The sequence below is a fragment of the Bacteroidota bacterium genome (assembly GCA_016721765.1).
Lineage (GTDB): Bacteria > Bacteroidota > Bacteroidia > UBA4408 > UBA4408 > UBA4408.
On sequence record JADKHO010000001.1, the window covers coordinates 350,103 to 369,417 of the forward strand.

Genomic DNA, 19,315 nt, shown 5'->3' on the forward strand with positions numbered 1-19,315 from the left:
GATTCAGATAGGATTGCACTATGTGACTATGTGACTATGTGTTTTTTATGAGATTTTTTTTTGAAACACATAGGAACATAGTTAACATAGACTTGACTTTGTATAAAAGAAATGAATTTCCCCTTTTTTATTCAAAGCGCAAAGCTTCTATCGGGTCGAGGTTGGAGGCTTTTATGGCCGGATAAAGTCCTGCTATTAAACCTACAATAAAGCAAATCACAATACCGGTCAATATCCACAGCCAAGGCACAATAAATCCGGAGCCTATCACCAAGGACATCAAATTGCCGATGCCAATTCCTAAGATTATTCCTAAGAGTCCGCCCATCTGACAAATCACAATTGCTTCAATTAAAAATTGGTTTTTAATAATCGATTTTGTGGCACCCATGGATTTCCGAATCCCAATTTCGCGTGTTCTTTCTGTTACTGAAACCAACATAATGTTCATTAAACCAATGGCAGCACCTAACAAAGTAATAAAGCCAATTACTGTTGCGGCTACTGTAACATAGCTGATGTTCTCAATTAATTTGGTGGCTAAACCATCGCTTTTTTGAATTTCAAAATTCGATTCATCGCCCAAATGCACCTTACGTATGTTGCGAAATAAACCAGTTGCCTCCCCTACTGCCACTTCCATGGCTTGCGGATTGGTGGAGAGCACATTTATCACAAACGACATATCCGGCCTGATGTAGTATTGACGCGCACTTCCAATAGGAATTATCGCAATCTTATCGTTCGAAAAACGCATGCTCGAACCTTTCTCTTTCATCACCCCCACCACCTTATACTTGTTGCTGCCCACCGAAATAATTTTATTGATGGGGTCGGTTTTTGATTTAAATAATTTAGAGGCATTGTTACTTCCCAAGATAACCACATGCGCGCTCGATTTTACCTCGTCTTCCGAAAAATTACGCCCCTTTTCAATTTCAAAACCTGAAGTAGTGAGGTAATTCTCATCCGAACCAAACACAGCAATATTGGGATTGGTTTTTTGAGATTCATATTTTAAAGTTGCTGTAGGTGATGCAAAACAAGATACAGATGTGATGGAAGGAAAGCGAAACAAGGATTTGAAACGCATAGCCTCAGCATAAGTAATAATGCGATAGCGCTTTGGTTTTTTACCACCCATGCCTATATGCAGCGAGGACTCACGGTTACGAATTGAAAATGTGTTCGCACCCATCACCGTAAAATCTTCATTTATGCTTTGCTTGATAGCATCGATAGCGGTAAGAATTCCTACCAAAGCAGTAATACCAATGGCAATAATTAACACAGTGAGCACTGTTCGCAGCAGTTGACTGCGGATAGAATTCAAGGAAATTAGTATATTTTCTCTCAAGAATGGCTGCATGCGTACAAAGCTACTAAATTCGCTTGCATGTAAAATGCCTAAATGAGGATTCAGGTAACAATTATAAAATTGTAGTTTTGCAAAGAATCGAATATGGAAACTTCAGCACAAAACTATAAACCAATAAGCGCTTTAAAAGACGAATCTTTTGATGCACAAGCGGTTTCGCAGTATCACTTGGCCTTGGAGATTTCGCCAACAGGGCTGTGCTTTGCAGTGCTCGATTGGGAGCGGAACAAATACCTGCTTTTTGAAAATTACAGTTTCCAAAAAAGCCTGGCAGGAGAACACTTACTTGCAGAAATTAAAAGCATAATCTATCAAAGCAGTTATCAAACCAAGCACTTTAAATCCATATCGATTAGCTTCTTTACGCCAAAATTTACCCTTATTCCAATTGCCTTGTATGAAGCGGATTTAACCGATAAATACTTAGCGTTTAATACTCCTTTGCTGGAGACAGAAAGCATTTTAACTGATAATATAAAGAGTTTCGATACCCAATGTGTGTATGCGCTCGACAAAAACTTGGTGATTGCTTTACTTGAATTATTTCCTGGAGCTAAACTTTTTCATGTGCTTAGTCCATTGCTGGAGATACTCAGTTCATCATTTAAAAATGTGAGCGGTAAGAATGTAATAATTCATTTGCAACAAGGGCACTTTGAGTTGATTGTTATTGAAGAAAAAAAATTAATTTTTGCCAACATATTCAGCTATCAAACCTCTGAAGATTTTTTATATTACTTGCTGTTTGTGTGCGAACAATTAAAAATTAATCCCGAAGTGATTGAATTACAATTACTAGGTGAAGTTGAAAAACATTCGGCCATATTCAGCATTCTCACAAAATATGTGCGTCATATTAAATTTGGTAAACGCCCCGATGCTTTTAGTTACAGTTACGTTTTTGATAACACACCCTCCCATTTTTATTTTAATCTTTTTAGCCAAGCACTTTGCGTATAATTAGCGGAACCCATAAAGGCCGGAGCATTATTGCTCCCAACAATTTACCCACTCGACCTACCACCGATTTTGCCAAAGAAGGTTTGTTTAATATTTTGCAGTCGCGGCTGGATAAAGATTACGATGAATTGGATATTCTTGATTTATTTTGTGGAACCGGCAACATCAGCTATGAATTTGCATCGCGCGGAGCAAAGTCGCTAACTTGCGTAGAAGTGGATTTTAAGTGCTATGAATTTATAAAAAAAACCATAGCTGCTTTTAATTTTAGCAATTGCAAGGTGGTGCGCAACGATGTGTTTTTATTTTTAAAAATTTGTAAAATTAAATTCGATTTGATATTTGCTGATCCCCCTTATGAGTTGCCACAAATCGACAAGATTCATAAAATGGTTTTTGAAAAACAATTGCTTCAAACCGGCGGTATATTAATCATTGAGCACGGTGTGAAAACAAACTTGAGCAAGCTTCCGTATTTTGTAGAAAAGCGCAGCTATGGGAATGTGAATTTTAGTATTTTTGAATTAAAAGAATCTCCAGCGGCATGAAAAAAATAGCCTTATTTCCTGGTTCCTTCGACCCCATTACCAAAGGGCATGAAGCAATTGTAAAAAGAGGTTTAAAGCTCTTTGATGAGATTATTGTGGCCATTGGAACAAATACCAATAAGCAAAGCTTTTTTGACTTGGAGCAACGCAAAAAAATGGTATCAGATACCTTTAAAGCGCATAAAAACATACGCATCGAAAGTTACGAAGGACTTACCATCGAATTTTGCAAAAAGATGAACGCAAATTTTATACTCAGGGGCTTGCGCAGCAATGCAGACTTTGAATATGAAACGAACATTGCGCAAATGAATTCATCGTTAGATCCTGACATCGAAACTGTTTTCATTTTAACAGCACCTGAATTATCAGCCATTAGCTCCACTGTAGTGCGAGATGTATTGCGTTACAAAGGAAATGCTGCACAGTTTTTGCCTAAAAATGTGAAACTCAAAAAATGATTTCGAATTACAGAAGGCTTTTATTTTTTATTGCATTCTTAGTTCCATACTTCGTATTTGCCCAAAAATCGCTCCTTACCGGAAAGGCTAAAAGCTATGCAAATCAAACATTGCGGGTGTTTGTATATGATGATTTTCTTAGCTTAAAAGAAACCCTCGTTGCTAAAACAGAAATTGATTCTGCCGGAAATTTCAAGTTATTCTTACCCCTTAGTTTTACCCAGTTTGTGTTTTTAAAAACCGAAACTTCGCGCAGTAGCTTTTATGTGGAACCGGGTAAAAATTATTTTGTTTCCATTCCTAAGGCAGCTGCTCAAGAAGTGGCTACCGTTGGCGTAGAAGCCTATGTCCCCATAAAAATAAACAGTGCCGACTCGCTTGAATTAAATACACTGATTTACAAATTTGAAAATTACTTAGACAATTTTTATCAAAAAAACTTGGCACTACTGGCACGAAAAGCCATTAAAAAAGAAGCAGAGAAATTTAAGTTGACCATGCAAAAACGATTTGCATTTTCCACCAACACCTATTTTAAAAATTACATCAAATACAAATTAGCCACACTGGAAGCAGCCGGTGGATACAATGAACGGTATATTTTTAACTCCTATTTTTCTAGTACGATTGAATATCGCAGTTTAGAATTTATGCAGTTTTTTAATCAAACCTTTACGAAACACCTGGAACAATTGGCTGGCACGAGTAAAGGAACTGGTATAGAAAATAATATTTCCACCAAGCGAAATTACAGCGCTGTAATGGCGGATATTTTGAGGGCTGATACCCTCTTTAAAAACGACACGCTGCGCGAATTGCTTTTACTGAAAGGCTTGAATGAGTTTTATTACCAACCCAAAATCAATAAACAAAATGTGTTATCGCTCTTATCTTTTATTGAGCGAAATGGAAAAGGGATCGACAACAAAAAAATTGCGCACAACACAATTTCCATCCTCACAAAAATGGTGGTAGGAAGCAAGGCTCCCGCATTTGAATTGCCTGATGTTTCAAAAAAACTTGTGAAACTTGCTGATTTTAAAGGAAAATACGTTTATCTTGATTTTTGGGCTACTTGGTGCTTACCTTGCTTGCAGGAAATGAAATTAAAGCAAATCATTAAAAGAAAAATACGGCAATGACATTGTTTTTGTAAGCATCTCTATCGATAAAAATATTAACAGCATGAAGTCCTATCTCGATAAAAACAAAAACTTAACTACTGTATTTTTGTTTGCAGGTGCCGACGAAACTATTCGTGAACTTTACAATCTAAAGGCAATTCCAAGCTATTATTTGATTGATAGGGATGGTGATTTGCTGTTTTCACCGGCCAAAAAACCAAGTGATAATATCGAACAGGTTTTTCAGGACCTGATGAAAAAAGGGCGCTAAAAAACCTGCTCGGATTTAAATTTTATCGTACACTAAATAGCTGAGTGCATATTCATTCTTCACATCCGGCGGGGTATCGCGGCTGCTTATCAATTTATATTGCGCTAAATCTAATGCAGGGAAATAAGCATCCCCTTCAAATTTGTGGTGCACACGGGTAAGGTAAATACGATCAGCTAAATGTAAACTTTGGGCATAAATTTGCGCACCACCAATAATAAATAGCTCCGTATCGTTTAACGCTCTTCCCTTCTGAATGGCTGCTTCAATTGAATTTACGACCACACATCCTTCGGCTTTAAAATCGCTTTGACGGGTGATAATAATATTTGTTCGGTTTTTAAGCGGGCGAAATTTTAAGGGAATAGAATCGTAATTTTTTCGACCCATAATAACGCAATGCCCGATTGTTGTATCTTTAAAATACTTCATATCGGCCGGTAAATGCCAAATTAAATCGTTGTTCTTTCCAATTACATTGTTTTCGGATGCTGCAACAATTATGGAAATACGTGTTTGATTCATACACTCAAAATCAGATTATTATACGGCAACAGCTGCCTTAATATGAGGATGCGGATCGTAATTTTCGAGTGAAAAATCTTCGAACTTAAAATCAAAAATATCTTTTACCTCCGGATTTATTTTGAGTGTGGGCAATGCACGAAATTCACGGCTCAACTGTAGTTTAGCTTGCTCAATATGATTGGAATAAAGGTGCGCATCACCCAAAGTATGAATAAAATCGCCCAGTTGTAAGTTGCACACTTGCGCAATCATTTGTGATAAAATAGCATAAGAAGCAATGTTAAAAGGTACGCCTAAAAAAATATCAGCACTGCGCTGATACAGTTGGCAACTGAGTTTTCCATCGGCTACATAAAACTGAAAAAAGGCATGGCAGGGGGGCAATTTCATGTGTTCGATTTCGCCTACATTCCATGCACTCACAATCATGCGGCGGCTATCGGGTGTATTTTTTAATTGCTGAATGACTTGACTAATTTGATCGATGTGCTTGCCATCAGCAGTAGGCCAGCTGCGCCATTGAGAGCCATAAACAGGACCTAAATTCCCATTGGCATCAGCCCATTCGTCCCAAATTTTAACGCCATTCTCTTTCAGGTAGTTGATATTGGTATCCCCTTTCAAAAACCAAAGTAACTCATGAAGAATTGATTTTAAATGGAGCTTTTTGGTAGTAAGTAAAGGAAAGCCTTGTTGTAAATCATAACGCATCTGATAGCCAAATACACTGATGGTTCCGGTTCCGGTTCGATCGGTTTTGCTTGCTCCATTATCGAGCACATAGCGCATTAAATCGTGGTATTGTTTCATTGAGAAATATTGTTGTACAAAAATAGTTATGCGAGGTGTTTAAACCCTAAATAATGGGATTTATTTGTGGGGATTTTATTCACAAAAAAACTTTGGATTAAAAACTTGATTTGCAGAAAAACCTTATTCAAGCTATTTCCTGTAAATTATCCTTTACTTATGCTATATTTCAGCCATTCTTTCGCATTGAAAATAGCGTTTTATCGAGCGGAGGAGGATTTTTGTAATCTATATTAAAAGCAGATGCCGATAAATACCAGCCAGCTGCCCAACGCTGCGCCGGTGTTTTTTTTAGCCAATATTCCTTAGTGTTGTCAGCTTCCCTAAAGGATTGTATTTTAAAACTGTTTCTGTCTAAACGATACATTGTGAAAGGTAATGAAAAATTATCCCATCAAAATACCGGCAATAGTAGCCGATAAATAAGATGCAAGGGTACCACAAAGCAGCGCTCTCATACCAAGCTTTGCCAAATCAGCTCTACGTTCCGGTGCCAAAGCTCCAATTCCGCCAATTTGCATTCCCACACTACTGAAGTTTGCAAAACCACAAATTGCAATACTGATAATGAGTGTTCCCTTCTCGGTTAATATTGGTACAGCCTGACTGGTTAAATTTTTAAAAGCAACAAATTCGTTAACCGTGATTTTTTGTCCTAATAAGGTAGCGGCATTGCTCACATCGCTTGCAGGAATTCCCATGCACCAGGCTAAGGGATAAAACAGTTTTCCGAAAATAAAATCCAATGTTAATCCAGTATAAATGTGTCCGAGCATCCAGTTTACCATCGCAATTAAAGCAATAAATCCAATCAGCATGGCAATAACATTCATTGAAATTTTAAATCCTTCGGCAGCACCGTGACTGATGGCATCAATTAAATTGCTGTATTCGCTTTTCACTTCCAGTTTCACATTGCCCATGGTTTGGGACTCTTCGGTTTCGGGATACACAATTTTGGAGATAACCAATGCGCCGGGAGCAGCCATTAAACTTGCAGCAATTAAATACTCCGCTTTAGCTCCCATGGCCGCATACACAATTAAAATTCCGCCTGCAATACAAGCTAAGCTTCCACTCATGCTGGCCAATAATTCGCTCTTAGTCATGCTAGATAAATATGGTCGAATCATAACTTGTGCTTCTACCTGCCCCACAAATGCACTTGCTACATTGCTTAGCGCTTCGGCGCCACTCACACGCATAATAAAATTCATGGCTTTTGCGATTACCGAAACAATGCGCTGCATAATACCGGCATAATAAAAAATGGCAACCAATACACACACTAAAATAATGGTAGCGGTAATGTTAAAGGCAAAAACAAAGGTGTGTGGAGTGGCATAATTATTTACACTTCCATCAAAGCCAATGGTGCCAATTCCGCCATACACAAAATTGGCGCCTTCCTTAGCAAACTGTTCAATTTTTTGCATTCCCTTTCCTAAGGTTTGGAAAAAGCGCGTTACCGGGGGTATTTTCAAAATTAAGATAGCAATCACGATTTGAAGTGAGATACCACTAATTACCAAACGATAATTTATTGCTTTTCGATTATTTGAAAACAAAAAAGCGATTCCGAAAATCAATACTACTCCTAGTAAGCCTGTAAATCTTTCCATATATGTTTGATTGGTTAGGTGTTTTTACGTTTTGCTATTTCATCGCGCAAATGGGTAGCGCGTTCGTAATCTTCTTCTTCAATGGCTTTACTTAATTGATGCTTTAGCTCATCTGAAGTATAGGATGCATATTCTGTTTGAGGATCTTTTGACTCGATGCTTTCTTCTGCAGATTCATCCTTTTGTAAATCTTCCAACACATCGTCTTCCAACAGAATGCCGGCAGTGCTTAAAATAAAATCGTAGGTATATATGGGGCAATTAAAGCGCAATGCAATTGCAACTGCATCTGAGGTGCGAGAGTCAATTTCCTCTTCTTGTCCACCATTATTGCAAATAATTTTTGAAAAGAAAACCCCTTCAATTAAATTATAAATAATTATCTCGGTAACGCTAATTGCAAATTTATCAGCAAACGACTTAATGATATCGTGGCTTAATGGGCGAGGTGAAACCATTTTTTCCAACTGCATGGCAATGGATTGTGCTTCGGCGCTGCCAATAATTATAGGTAGTTTTTTATTTTTTTTGGGTTCAATCAACACTAAAGTAAAGGAACTCGAGTGAGTTTGGCTATAGGATAAACTTAAAATTTCGAGTTTAATTTTTCGCATATTTTTCTTTTGCAAAAACAGAAAAAGCGGTTACCCGCTTCACTGAAATTTTAGTATTAATGTTGATTTGCTTTGAATTGCTTAATTGCTGCTGTTAACTTTGGCACAACCTCAAATGCATCGCCAATAATGCCATAATCTGCAGCTTTAAAGAAGGGCGCTTCAGGATCCTTGTTAATTACTACAATTGTTTTGCTTCCATTCACCCCTGCCAAATGCTGTATGGCTCCTGAAATACCTATAGCAATGTACAAATTAGGTCGAATGGCAATTCCGGTTTGTCCTACGTGTTCGTGGTGTGGGCGCCAACCGATATCACTTACCGGACGCGAACAGGCAGTTGCAGCACCTAATGCTTTTGCAAGGTCTTCTACAATTCCCCAATTCTCCGGTCCTTTCATTCCACGGCCTGCCGAAACTACTAACTCTGCTTCAGGAAGAGAGAGTTCATTGCTTTCTTTCTTAACTTCTTTCACCTTTATTCTCGACTCAACACCATCCAGGTTAACTGCAAAATCAACAACCTCAGCTGTTCCCTCACCCAAAACAACCGGGAAAGAATTGGGTAGTAAGGCAATTACTTTTTTAGTAGCATGTATCACATATTCGGCAACAGCCTTTCCTGAAAATACATTTTTTTTAACCGAAAAATTTGCCCCATCAATTTGCGGATAATCCACTGCAGCGGGAACAAATCCGCCTTTCAAGCGAGCAGCCAATCGGGGTGCAATTGCTTTCGAAGTAAAGTCGTGAGAAAACACAATAACATCCGCTTGTTCGGCGGCGGCGGCTTGCTCCAATGCCATCGTCATCAATTGCGAATCGTAATTGGCCAACTTGTCGTTTTTAATTTGGAGCACTTTGGTGGCTCCTGCCTTACCTAATTCAGCCAATAGTGAATCTTCTGCATTACCAACAAAAACAGCAGTCACACCGGTATTCAACTGAGCTGCAATCTTGGCTGCATAATTACTTGCTTCCAATGAAGCCTTTTTTACCTTTCCTTTTGAAATCTCAGCGATTACGAGTACTGACATATTTTTTGAAATTAACTGCGCTGTTTTCGGAGCGCTATTTTTATACTTTTTTCTTAGCGTCTTTTGACTTAAATAACTTTTGCATCACTGTGGAGCAATTCAACCAATTGTTCAGGAGTATCTGCGCTCACGTATTTGCAATCCACTTTACCGGCTGCAAGCGTATAACCCTTAATGGAAGTAAGTGCTTGAGTACCCGAAGCCGGAACAACGGTTAAAGGTTTAGTGCGTGCTGCCATAATACCGCGCATATTAGGAATTCTTGCTTCGGCCATCCCTTTGTTTGCGCTGAGCACAAATGGAGTGCTGCATTCCAACACTTCAGTTCCACCGTCAATATCGTGCTCTATGGTTGCTACTGCGCCATTCATATCTAATTTAGTTGCCAATGAAATATAAGGCAGGTTCAATAATTCTGCAATCATAGCACCAATGGAGGCGCCGTTGTAATTAATGGTTTCTTTACCCGCCATAATCAAATCGAAATTGCCGGTTTTGGCATAATTTGCAATTTGTTCGGCCACTACAAAAGCGTCGGTTGGTTCAGCATCAATCCTTACTGCATCATCGGCACCAATTGCAAGCGCTTTTCTAATTACTGCGTCATTATCAGCAGCTCCAACATTAATAATGGTAACATTCCCACCAATCGTTTCCTTTAGTTCCAATGCGCGCACTAAGGCATACCACTCGTCATAAGGATTCACAATGTATTGCACATTGTCTTCATTAAATTTAGTATCGTTTTCTTTGAAGGAAATTTTAGTGGTGGTGTCGGGAGCTTTGCTAATGCATACTAGGATTTTCATACCGTTGTCTATCGTTTGTTATACTGATTGCAAACTTAAATAAAAAAGAGGGATTAAGAAAGATATTCTAATTACAGCCTAATTATTTTTCAACAAAAGGAATTTATCAGCAAAGCCCAAGAGAATAGCCCCAAAGGGAGGCTTAAGCGCTTTACTTATTAAGACTTTATAAAATCAAAAAATAAGCTACTTTTGTTATCCTAATTTTTTACTAAACTATGAAAACATTACAATTCCGTGAAGCATTGCGCGAGGCGATGAATGAGGAAATGCGCAGAGATGAAAAGATATTCTTGATGGGCGAAGAAGTTGCCGAATACAACGGTGCTTACAAGGTTAGCCAAGGGATGTTGGCCGAATTTGGCGCCAAACGCGTTATTGATACCCCCATTGCAGAACTTGGATTTGCAGGAATTGCAGTTGGAGCTGCCATGAATGGCTTGCGTCCGATTGTGGAGTTTATGACCTTTAATTTTTCCTTGGTTGCCATTGATCAGGTAATTAACTCTGCTGCTAAAATGATGAGCATGAGTGGCGGTCAATTTACCGTTCCAATTGTTTTTCGTGGCCCAACCGGTTCTGCCGGGATGTTGAGTTCACAGCATTCTCAAGCTTTCGAAAACTGGTATGCGAACTGCCCTGGATTAAAAGTAGTTGTACCTTCCAATCCGGCTGATGCCAAAGGTTTGCTAAAAGCATCCATTCGTGATAATGACCCGGTTATTTTTATGGAAAGCGAGCAAATGTATGGTGATAAAGGTGAAGTTCCGGAAGGAGAATATATTATTCCTATTGGAGTGGCCGATATTAAACGAGAGGGAAAAGATGTTACAATTGTTTCTTTCGGAAAAATTATGAAAGTGGCTTTAGCTGCGGCTGATGAATTGGCAAAAGAAGGCATACAAGCTGAAGTAATTGATTTACGCACGGTACGACCAATTGATTATGCAACCGTTATAAAAAGCGTAAAAAAAACCAATCGCTTAGTAATTGTAGAAGAAGCATGGCCATTGGCTTCCATCTCTTCTGAAATTACTTTTAAGGTACAAAGAGATGCATTCGATTATTTGGATGCTCCTATTTTGAGAGTAACTTCGGCAGATGTTCCATTGCCCTATGCACCCACTTTAATTGAAGCAGCGTTGCCCAATGTGGCGCGCACAGTTAAGGCAGTGAAACAAGTGATGTATGTAGTGAAATAGTGAAAAATATCCTAAAGAAAACTCCACAAATTTTACACATCATTTAATAGACTTGCAATGAAAACCCTAACAATTGAACTCTATCATGATTCAGCTAGAAAATTAATTAAGGATTTGGAAGACCTTAAAATTCTGAGGGTAGTAAAAACCGAGTTAAAAAAGAAAAAAGATATTGCGTCTAAATTTTCAGGAAAATTATCTGTAAAAACAGCAAATGAACTGCACACTTATGTTGCAAAAAGCAGAAAAGAATGGAGTTGAATTATTTAGTTGATACCAATGTAATAATTGATTTCTTTAAAGGAAATTTACCTGAAAGTTCGCAATTAGTGCTGGCTAATTTAATTAACAACAAGATAAAAATTTCTGTTATTTCCAAAATAGAGTTATTGGGTTTTCCAAATGCATCCAAAAAAGAAATCGCCCTACTTTATGAATTCTGTGATGAAGCTAAGATATACCAAACTTGATGATGCTGTAATTTCTGCGACAATTCCATTAAGGCAAAAACACAAAATTAGATTACCTGATTCGATAATAGCTGCAACCGCATTAACAAATAATTTGAAATTGATTACACATAACCTCAGTGATTTTAAAGGTATTCCTAATTTAATTTTGCTGGATTCATTCAACATTTAAAAAAATTATGAAAAAAATTCTCATCCTAGTAGCAACAATTGGCATATTTACTGCCTGCAACAACTCATCCTCTGAATCGAACGGCAACGAAAAAGTTCAGGCCGATGCGCAAAAGTATCTTGAAATCTACAACAGCGAATATCAGCGGCTCACCATCGCTGCAAATGAAGCTTCCTGGAAGTCGAATACCTATATTGTTGAAGGTGATACTGCAACTAAAAATGCCACCAACCGCAGCAACGAAGCCATTGCAACTTACACCGGTAGCAATGCCAACATTGATAGTGCAAAAAAATATTTGGCGATTAAAGAGCAATTAACCGAATTGCAAGTAAAGCAATTTCAGTTTATACTATACAATGCCGCCAACAATCCCGAAAGTTTGAAAGACATGGTGAAAGAGCGCATTGCAGCTGAAACCGAGCAGAACGATAAACTCTTTGGCTATAACTTTATGCTGGATGGTAAAAAGGTATCAACAAATGATATTGATGCTATTTTGAACAAAGAAACAAATGTGGAGAAGCGCGAAAAAGCGTGGGAATCGAGTAAGCAAGTTGGGCTGGTTTTAAAAGACGGTTTAGCCAATCTGCAAAAATTGCGCAACAATACTGTTAAACCACTTGGCTTCCCGGATTACTTCAATTATCAAGTATCAGATTATGGAATGAGCACCGAGGAAATGATGAAAATGAATCAACAAATGATTAAAGACATCTGGCCTTTGTATCGCGAATTACATACCTGGGCCAGATATGAATTGGCGAAAAAATATAACGTGAAAGAGGTGCCTGAATATTTGCCGGCACATTGGTTAAGCAATCGCTGGGGGCAAGATTGGAGTGGACTTGTAGAAGTAAAAGGATTGAATTTAGACAGTGTTTTAAAATCAAAAAGCAAAGAGTGGATGGTAGAGCAAGCTGAACGTTTTTACGTAAGTTTAGGCCTTCCTAGTTTACCAAAATCATTTTACGAAAAATCCGATTTGTATCCTGCTCCGGCAGATGCCAAATACAAAAAAAACAACCATGCCTCCGCTTGGCACATGGATTTGGATCAAGATGTGCGTTCTTTAATGAGCATTACCCCCAATTCCGAATGGTATGAAACATTGCACCATGAGTTAGGACACATTTATTATTACCTCTGCTATTCCAATCCCGATGTTCCAATTGTATTGCGTTCCGGAGCGAATCGTGCGTATCATGAGGGTTTTGGAAGCATGATTGGAATGGCTGCAATGCAAAAACCATTTTTAGCCGGCTTGAATTTAATTCCTGCGGATGCTAAAACAGATGAAACGCAAACACTTTTAAAAGAGGCATTAAACTATATTGTATTTATTCCTTGGAGCGCAGGTGTAATGACCAATTTCGAGCACGAATTATACAGCAATAATTTGGCAACTGATAAATACAATGCAACCTGGTGGAACTTGGTAAAAAAATATCAAGGAATTGTCCCTCCCAATCCACGGGGTGAAGAGTATTGCGATGCTGCTTCTAAAACACACATCAATAACGATGCGGCACAGTATTATGATTATGCACTTTCGTATCTTTTTATATTCCAAGTGCATGAACACATCGCAAAAGAAATTTTACATCAAGACCCACATGCCACCAATTACTATGGCAATAAAGAAGTGGGAACTTTCTTAAAAAACATAATGAGTCCAGGTGCGAGTAAAGATTGGAGAGAAGTGTTTAAAGCCAATACCGGCGAAGATTTAAGCGCAAAGGCAATGCTAAATTATTTTATGCCTTTGATGGATTATTTGAAAAAAGAGAATGCAGGTAGGAAATATACTTTGCCTGAAGCGATTGATTAATCATATTTCGACACTAAAAACCCATTCAGGAATTCATCATAAAATGAAAAAAACTACCGCGCTTTTTATTTTATTATTTCCTCTTTTTACGCTGGCTCAATCTACATTTTCAATTGAAGGAACAATCGAAAATTCAGCGGGTGATACTGTGTCCCTTATAAACGACACCTATTATTTAGGTAAGAAATCGAGTGTATTTTCAAGCGTTACAAAAGACTCTAAATTCAAATTCTCGCTATCACTTGAGCACAACAGCATTTTGCAATTGAAATATAAGGGAAAAGAAATTGCGCTATTTGCAGAACCCGGCAATTCACTTCAACTAACATTTAGCAGCTCCGGAAAAATTTCTTTTGAGGGAAAGGGAGCTGAAAACAATCAGTTTTTGCAAGCATTTGAAACAGCATTTAAATCCAATTTTGATAAAACAACGCAAGAGAAAAAGATGCTGGAACAAAATATTGATGCATTTGAAATGGATTTGTTTGATGCGCGACAAAAGCAGTTAAAATACTGTAAAGAGTATGCTGCCAAAAGTGCCTTATCTTCTGATTTTAAACTCTATTTGCAAAAACGAATTTCATACAATTACTGGAATTGGTTATTGGATTTTCCCGCTGTAAATGCGAATTCTGCGAAAGCAAAAACCGTAAAAGCAATTCCTCCAATTATGTTGGAAAGCTTGGACAAAAACAATGTGGTGGATGAATCGGCAATGATTTGTGATTCGTATCGGGGATATATTAATTCGTTTGTGATTTATTTTAATTCCGAAGCCAATGGATTTAATACGTTTCACGACATTAATACATCTGTAGACCGCAAATGCACCTTTGCAAAAAACAAATTAAGTGGCGTTCCTTACTCCTTTTTTGTATGCAAATTGTTGCTGGAATATTGCGAAAAAATGACACCTTCCTTTGCCCGAGAAATTTTTAAAAATTTTGAAACACTTGACAAAAAAGGCATTTACAGCAGCATCGCCAAAGAAAAATGTGGCGATTGGATAAACAGTAAAGATCCCAAAAAAGAAAAAACTACCACCGAAAAACCGGCCAAAGAAATTGCATCTTCAAGCAATTCGGAACCGCACTTTAAAGACCTTAAAGGCAAAAGCATTTCGCTTTCTGATTTAAAAGGAAAAGTTGTTTATGTAGATTTTTGGGCCAGCTGGTGCGGACCTTGCAGAGGGCAGTTCCCGTATTCGAAAGAGTTACACAAAAAATTATCAGATAAACAAAAGAAGCAAATTGAATTCGTTTACATCAGTATTGATGATGATGAAACACGTTGGAAAAAAGGAATTGAAGACAATCAATTGGATTACGGAATACAGCTGCACTCACCTGGCGGATGGAGCTCAGAAGCCTGCAAGTATTTTCAAATTAACAGCATCCCGCGCTATATGCTGATTGATAAAAACGGAAAAATAGTCAACATCAACGCCACCCGCCCGTCCGATCCTAAAATATTGGATGAAATTTTGGAATTAGTTAAGTAAGATAATTCTAGTAAGTTTGTTTTATTAATTCCTGCATCACATGAAGTTATTTACTACCCTGCTGGCGATTTCATTTCTTGTATTTAGCAGATGTGGTGCACAAGATTTAGTGCTTATGCACAAGGGCGATTCCTTAAATTGTAAGATTACGAGTGTGGATGAACAATTTATTCATGCAACCCTTACACAAGGTAATGAAGACAAAAAAATATTATTATCTCATACTTTGGTGAAGTATTTTGAATACAATTATTATCTAAAGCCTCCTGCTGAAAGAAATGTTACAAAAAAAGAGGATATAAGAGACGATTATGTGGTTAATCGTAATAAACAAAAATATAAGAAAAAGCGAATTGCTATAAGTGGTGGTTGGAGTTATTTAACCGCTAAACCGGGTCCTGATATTCCTGCTGATTTCTCTCAATATTATCAAGAATTAAGATCTGGATATAATATTGCAGTAGATGCCCAGTATTTCTTTGGAAAGTACGTTGGAGTTGGAGTTGATTATGTAATGTTCAAAACAAAAAATTCCTATAGTCCGGTTTATATAATCGATACGATTACCAAGCGTCAAAAGGCGGGCGAGCTGAGCGATGATATCACTGTTCAATACTTTGGCCCTTCTTTTTTTACACGTTTACCAAGTGCATCCGGTATGGTCACTTTTTACCCTTATGTATCTATTGGTTATATAGCTTATCGTGATAAAGGCATGGCTGTTTATCCGGTTAAAATTACTGCCAATACGGTAGGTCGTAAAACCGGAATTATTTTGGAATACCTCATCGAAGATATGTTCTAGATGGGAATAGACATTTCTTATACCTCTGCATTGATTTCTAAATACACCATTGAAAGCGGAAGTAAAAAACAAGTGGTAACCTTAAAGAGCAATAGTTATAGCAACATATCAAGGTTAGACTTTTCGGGTGGAATTAGATTTAATTTTTAACGTATAAAACAACAGCAATGGAAGTGAAAGACAGCAATGGAAATGTATTAAAAGAAGGCGATTCAGTAACCCTTATCAAAAGCCTTGACGCAAAAGGAATTCGCGGAACTTTAAAAAGAGGACAAGTGGTAAAAAACATCCGCTTTACCGACAACGAAGAAGAAATTGAAGGCCGCATTGATAAAGTGATGATGGTGCTAAAAACGTGCTTCTTAAAGAAAGCATAAACCTCTGCACTTATTAGTATGCATCGACATTTTTTAATTCATAAACCCTATGGCTATTTAAGTCAATTTGTGTGCGAGTTAAAAAAGAAAAAACTACTGGGTGAATTATTCGATTTTCCGGAAGGAACAATGGCTATTGGACGATTGGATGAGGAAAGCGAAGGCCTCTTGTTGCTTACCACAGATGGGTGGATGAGCGAACATATTCGAAGCAAAAAAGTAGAAAAAGAATACTATGCTCAAGTGGATGGATTAATTACAGCAGAAGCGCTTCAAACCTTGCAACAAAGTGTGGAAATTGGTGTGCGTAATGTGAAATACCAAACTCTACCTTGCAAAGCATTCCTGCTTGAAAAAGAACCTGACTTTGCTCCACGAAGCCGCAAAATCAGGGACAGTAGACATGGTCCTACCTCCTGGATTTCGATTGTGTTGAATGAAGGTAAAGTAAGGCAAGTGAGAAAAATGACTGCTGCTGTTGGCTTTCCCACTCTCCGATTGGTGCGGGTGAGGGTTGGAAATTTTGAGCTGAACAATTTAAAAGCGGGAGAAGTAATAGAAGTCTCTGATTTAACTCAAGCAAGTGAACCTTTGCACTAAGGCTTGAAATGAATATCACCAACTATTCATACATACACTTTCCAATTTTACGCATTCATGCGCTATCTTAGCTGCGCAAATTTTGCATGATGGCAAACAGCATTCTCGAAACTCCAATTGAATATTTAAAGGGTGTGGGTACTCAAAGAGCCGACATCCTTAAAAAGGAATTGCATATTTTCACTTATGGCGATTTGCTTTCGCATTATCCGTTTCGCTACATCGACCGCACAAAATTTTATACGGTTTCCGAAATTTCAGAGTCGCTTCAATATGTGCAATTGCGCGGAAGAATTGTTCACTATGAAGTAATTGGAGAAAAACGCGGAAAACGACTTGTTGCAAAATTTCGCGATGCTACCGGTATTTTGGAGTTGGTTTGGTTTCAAAGCTATCAGTGGTGGTCCAATAATTTGAAGCTAAACGAAGAATATGTTGTATTCGGAAAACCATCTGAGTTTAATGGTAAATTCAACATGGTTCACCCCGAATTGGATTTGGTGAGCGAGTTGGCGATTACCCTCAACAGCAACATGCAAGCCATGTACAATACCAGCGAAAAAATGAAGGCCAGAGGCCTGGACAGCAGGGCCATTCGCAAAATGCAACAAACACTTGTAGCCTTAATATCCAATTCCATTTCTGAAATTCTTCCGGAATCTTTGTTAGTCTCCTTACGCATGTTAAATCGCGAGGAAGCAATAAAAAACATACACACTCCGGCAAATCCTGAACTATTAAAAAGGGCACAAAACCGCATTAAATTTGAAGAGCTATTTTTCATTCAATTGCGTTTGCTGAAATTAAAAATCAATAGAAATGCGAATGTTCGAGGCTTTAGCTTTTTAAAAGTGGGCGATTATTTTAATGACTTTTATAAAAATAATTTACCTTTTGAATTGACCGGTGCACAAAAAAAAGTGATGAAAGAAATTCGCGCTGATATGGGTTCCGGCAAGCAAATGAACCGCCTGTTACAAGGCGATGTGGGCAGTGGAAAAACAATGGTGGCACTTATGTGTATGCTGATAGCGCTAGACAATGGGTTTCAATCATGCTTGATGGCTCCTACCGAAATTTTAGCCAATCAACATTTTGATTCACTTAAAAAATTGCTTGTTGGTACTTCTGTCAACATTGATTTACTTACCGGTTCAAGTAAAACTAAACAGCGTAGGGCCTTACATGAAAATTTGCAAAACGGAAACTTGCACATACTAATCGGAACGCATGCTGTACTGGAAGATGTGGTTCAATTTCAAAATTTAGGTTTGGTGGTGATTGATGAACAACACCGCTTCGGAGTGGAGCAACGTTCAAAATTATGGAATAAAAACACCCAGTTGCCACATGTATTGGTGATGACTGCAACGCCCATTCCGCGTACTCTTGCAATGACACTTTATGGAGATTTAGACATTTCGGTAATTGATGAAATGCCGCCGGGAAGGAAACCGATTATAACATCTCACCGATATGATTCTGCGCGCATAGCTGTATTTAATTTCATGCGCGAACAAATAAAATTGGGAAAACAAGTGTATGTGGTGTATCCATTAATAAAGGAATCCGAAAAAATGGATTACAAAGATTTGATGGATGGCTTTGAAAGTATTTCGCGAGCATTTCCAAAGCCTGAATTTCAAATTAGTATTGTTCATGGTAAAATGAAGTCGGCCGACAAGGACTATGAAATGCAACGTTTTGTGCGCAATGAAACTCAAATTATGGTGGCTACTACCGTAATTGAAGTGGGTGTAAATGTACCCAATGCCAGTATCATGGTAATTGAAAGTGCAGAGCGTTTTGGCTTATCGCAATTGCATCAATTACGCGGAAGAGTAGGTCGTGGTGCAGATCAATCGTATTGCATTTTAATGACTTCCTATAAATTGGGAGAGGATACAAAAATTCGTCTCGAAACGATGGTGCGCACAACCGATGGATTTGAAATTGCAGATGTGGATTTAAAACTCCGTGGACCTGGCGATTTGCAAGGAACTCAACAAAGCGGTATTGTAGATTTAAAATTGGCTGATTTAAGTAAAGATGCCCAAATTGTGCAATTGGCAAGAGAGGCAGCACTAAAAATCCTAGAACAAGATCCAAATTTGCAATCGTCCGAATACCATGCCATGGTGCAACACCTCAATAGTCTCAATAAAAGCAATGTAAACTGGAGCCGTATTTCCTAA

At 38.0% G+C, this 19,315-nt stretch carries 23 protein-coding genes; 15 read left to right on the forward strand and 8 right to left on the reverse strand.

Going from position 1 to position 19,315, the window contains the following annotated elements; genetic code table 11:
• Positions 1–127: 127 nt before the first annotated feature.
• The gene (locus tag IPP32_01485) at positions 128–1,369 is read right to left on the reverse strand and encodes an ABC transporter permease (protein MBL0046758.1); all 1,242 of its coding nucleotides are present in this window, start codon (positions 1,367–1,369) and stop codon (positions 128–130) included.
• A 93-nt stretch (positions 1,370–1,462) separates the two neighbouring features.
• Between IPP32_01485 and IPP32_01490 the strand changes: the two genes are divergently transcribed.
• The 5 genes from IPP32_01490 to IPP32_01510 are packed head-to-tail and all read left to right on the forward strand — an operon-like array spanning position 1,463 to position 4,742.
• The gene (locus IPP32_01490; GenBank protein MBL0046759.1) at positions 1,463–2,338 is read left to right on the forward strand and encodes a DUF3822 family protein; all 876 of its coding nucleotides are present in this window, start codon (positions 1,463–1,465) and stop codon (positions 2,336–2,338) included.
• Positions 2,329–2,886, forward strand: coding sequence for an RsmD family RNA methyltransferase (locus tag IPP32_01495; protein ID MBL0046760.1), 558 nt, complete (start codon positions 2,329–2,331; stop codon positions 2,884–2,886). The genes IPP32_01490 and IPP32_01495 overlap by 10 nt, the downstream gene beginning before the upstream one ends.
• Entirely contained in the window at positions 2,883–3,347 is a 465-nt protein-coding gene (coaD, locus tag IPP32_01500; GenBank protein ID MBL0046761.1) for a pantetheine-phosphate adenylyltransferase, read from the forward strand. Before IPP32_01495 ends, coaD begins: the two co-directional genes overlap by 4 nt.
• Positions 3,344–4,489: a redoxin domain-containing protein gene (locus IPP32_01505; GenBank protein ID MBL0046762.1), complete on the forward strand. Its 1,146-nt coding sequence runs from the start codon at positions 3,344–3,346 to the stop codon at positions 4,487–4,489. Before coaD ends, IPP32_01505 begins: the two co-directional genes overlap by 4 nt.
• 1 nt (position 4,490) lies before the next feature.
• Positions 4,491–4,742, forward strand: coding sequence for a hypothetical protein (locus IPP32_01510; protein ID MBL0046763.1), 252 nt, complete (start codon positions 4,491–4,493; stop codon positions 4,740–4,742).
• A gap of 15 nt (positions 4,743–4,757) precedes the next feature.
• Here the strand turns inward: IPP32_01510 and IPP32_01515 are convergent, their stop codons facing one another.
• The 7 genes from IPP32_01515 to IPP32_01545 all read right to left on the reverse strand — a co-directional run bounded on the left by IPP32_01515 (position 4,758) and on the right by IPP32_01545 (position 10,162).
• Positions 4,758–5,267, reverse strand: a complete 510-nt coding sequence (locus IPP32_01515) for a dihydrofolate reductase (protein ID MBL0046764.1) — start codon at positions 5,265–5,267, stop codon at positions 4,758–4,760.
• An 18-nt stretch (positions 5,268–5,285) separates the two neighbouring features.
• Entirely contained in the window at positions 5,286–6,080 is a 795-nt protein-coding gene (locus tag IPP32_01520) for a thymidylate synthase (GenBank protein ID MBL0046765.1), read from the reverse strand.
• Between the two features lie 169 nt (positions 6,081–6,249).
• The gene (locus IPP32_01525) at positions 6,250–6,447 is read right to left on the reverse strand and encodes a hypothetical protein (GenBank protein MBL0046766.1); all 198 of its coding nucleotides are present in this window, start codon (positions 6,445–6,447) and stop codon (positions 6,250–6,252) included.
• Positions 6,448–6,466: 19 nt separating this feature from the next.
• The gene (locus tag IPP32_01530; GenBank protein MBL0046767.1) at positions 6,467–7,702 is read right to left on the reverse strand and encodes a NupC/NupG family nucleoside CNT transporter; all 1,236 of its coding nucleotides are present in this window, start codon (positions 7,700–7,702) and stop codon (positions 6,467–6,469) included.
• A 14-nt stretch (positions 7,703–7,716) separates the two neighbouring features.
• Positions 7,717–8,316 (reverse strand): bifunctional nuclease family protein, encoded by a 600-nt coding sequence (locus IPP32_01535; GenBank protein ID MBL0046768.1) that lies wholly within the window; start codon positions 8,314–8,316, stop codon positions 7,717–7,719.
• A gap of 56 nt (positions 8,317–8,372) precedes the next feature.
• Positions 8,373–9,353, reverse strand: coding sequence for an electron transfer flavoprotein subunit alpha/FixB family protein (locus IPP32_01540; protein MBL0046769.1), 981 nt, complete (start codon positions 9,351–9,353; stop codon positions 8,373–8,375).
• Between the two features lie 68 nt (positions 9,354–9,421).
• On the reverse strand, positions 9,422–10,162 hold the full coding sequence (locus IPP32_01545) for an electron transfer flavoprotein subunit beta/FixA family protein (protein MBL0046770.1): 741 nt from the start codon (positions 10,160–10,162) through the stop codon (positions 9,422–9,424).
• 218 nt (positions 10,163–10,380) lie between these two features.
• On the opposite strand from IPP32_01545, the gene IPP32_01550 reads away from it, so the two are divergent.
• From IPP32_01550 to recG, 10 genes are all read left to right on the forward strand, one after another.
• On the forward strand, positions 10,381–11,364 hold the full coding sequence (locus IPP32_01550; GenBank protein MBL0046771.1) for a pyruvate dehydrogenase complex E1 component subunit beta: 984 nt from the start codon (positions 10,381–10,383) through the stop codon (positions 11,362–11,364).
• A 57-nt stretch (positions 11,365–11,421) separates the two neighbouring features.
• On the forward strand, positions 11,422–11,625 hold the full coding sequence (locus IPP32_01555) for a hypothetical protein (protein ID MBL0046772.1): 204 nt from the start codon (positions 11,422–11,424) through the stop codon (positions 11,623–11,625).
• Positions 11,616–11,834, forward strand: coding sequence for a hypothetical protein (locus tag IPP32_01560; protein MBL0046773.1), 219 nt, complete (start codon positions 11,616–11,618; stop codon positions 11,832–11,834). Before IPP32_01555 ends, IPP32_01560 begins: the two co-directional genes overlap by 10 nt.
• Before the next feature lie 179 nt (positions 11,835–12,013).
• Positions 12,014–13,837: a M2 family metallopeptidase gene (locus tag IPP32_01565; protein ID MBL0046774.1), complete on the forward strand. Its 1,824-nt coding sequence runs from the start codon at positions 12,014–12,016 to the stop codon at positions 13,835–13,837.
• A 43-nt stretch (positions 13,838–13,880) separates the two neighbouring features.
• The gene (locus IPP32_01570; GenBank protein ID MBL0046775.1) at positions 13,881–15,338 is read left to right on the forward strand and encodes an AhpC/TSA family protein; all 1,458 of its coding nucleotides are present in this window, start codon (positions 13,881–13,883) and stop codon (positions 15,336–15,338) included.
• Between the two features lie 40 nt (positions 15,339–15,378).
• Entirely contained in the window at positions 15,379–16,143 is a 765-nt protein-coding gene (locus IPP32_01575; protein ID MBL0046776.1) for a hypothetical protein, read from the forward strand.
• Positions 16,144–16,293 carry a hypothetical protein gene (locus tag IPP32_01580; GenBank protein MBL0046777.1) on the forward strand — a complete coding sequence of 50 codons (150 nt, stop codon included), beginning with the start codon at positions 16,144–16,146 and terminating at the stop codon, positions 16,291–16,293.
• 17 nt (positions 16,294–16,310) lie between these two features.
• Entirely contained in the window at positions 16,311–16,520 is a 210-nt protein-coding gene (locus IPP32_01585) for an alkylphosphonate utilization protein (protein ID MBL0046778.1), read from the forward strand.
• Between the two features lie 18 nt (positions 16,521–16,538).
• The gene (locus IPP32_01590; protein MBL0046779.1) at positions 16,539–17,120 is read left to right on the forward strand and encodes a pseudouridine synthase; all 582 of its coding nucleotides are present in this window, start codon (positions 16,539–16,541) and stop codon (positions 17,118–17,120) included.
• Between the two features lie 89 nt (positions 17,121–17,209).
• Complete coding sequence (recG, locus tag IPP32_01595) at positions 17,210–19,315, forward strand: ATP-dependent DNA helicase RecG (GenBank protein MBL0046780.1); 2,106 nt, start codon at positions 17,210–17,212, stop codon at positions 19,313–19,315.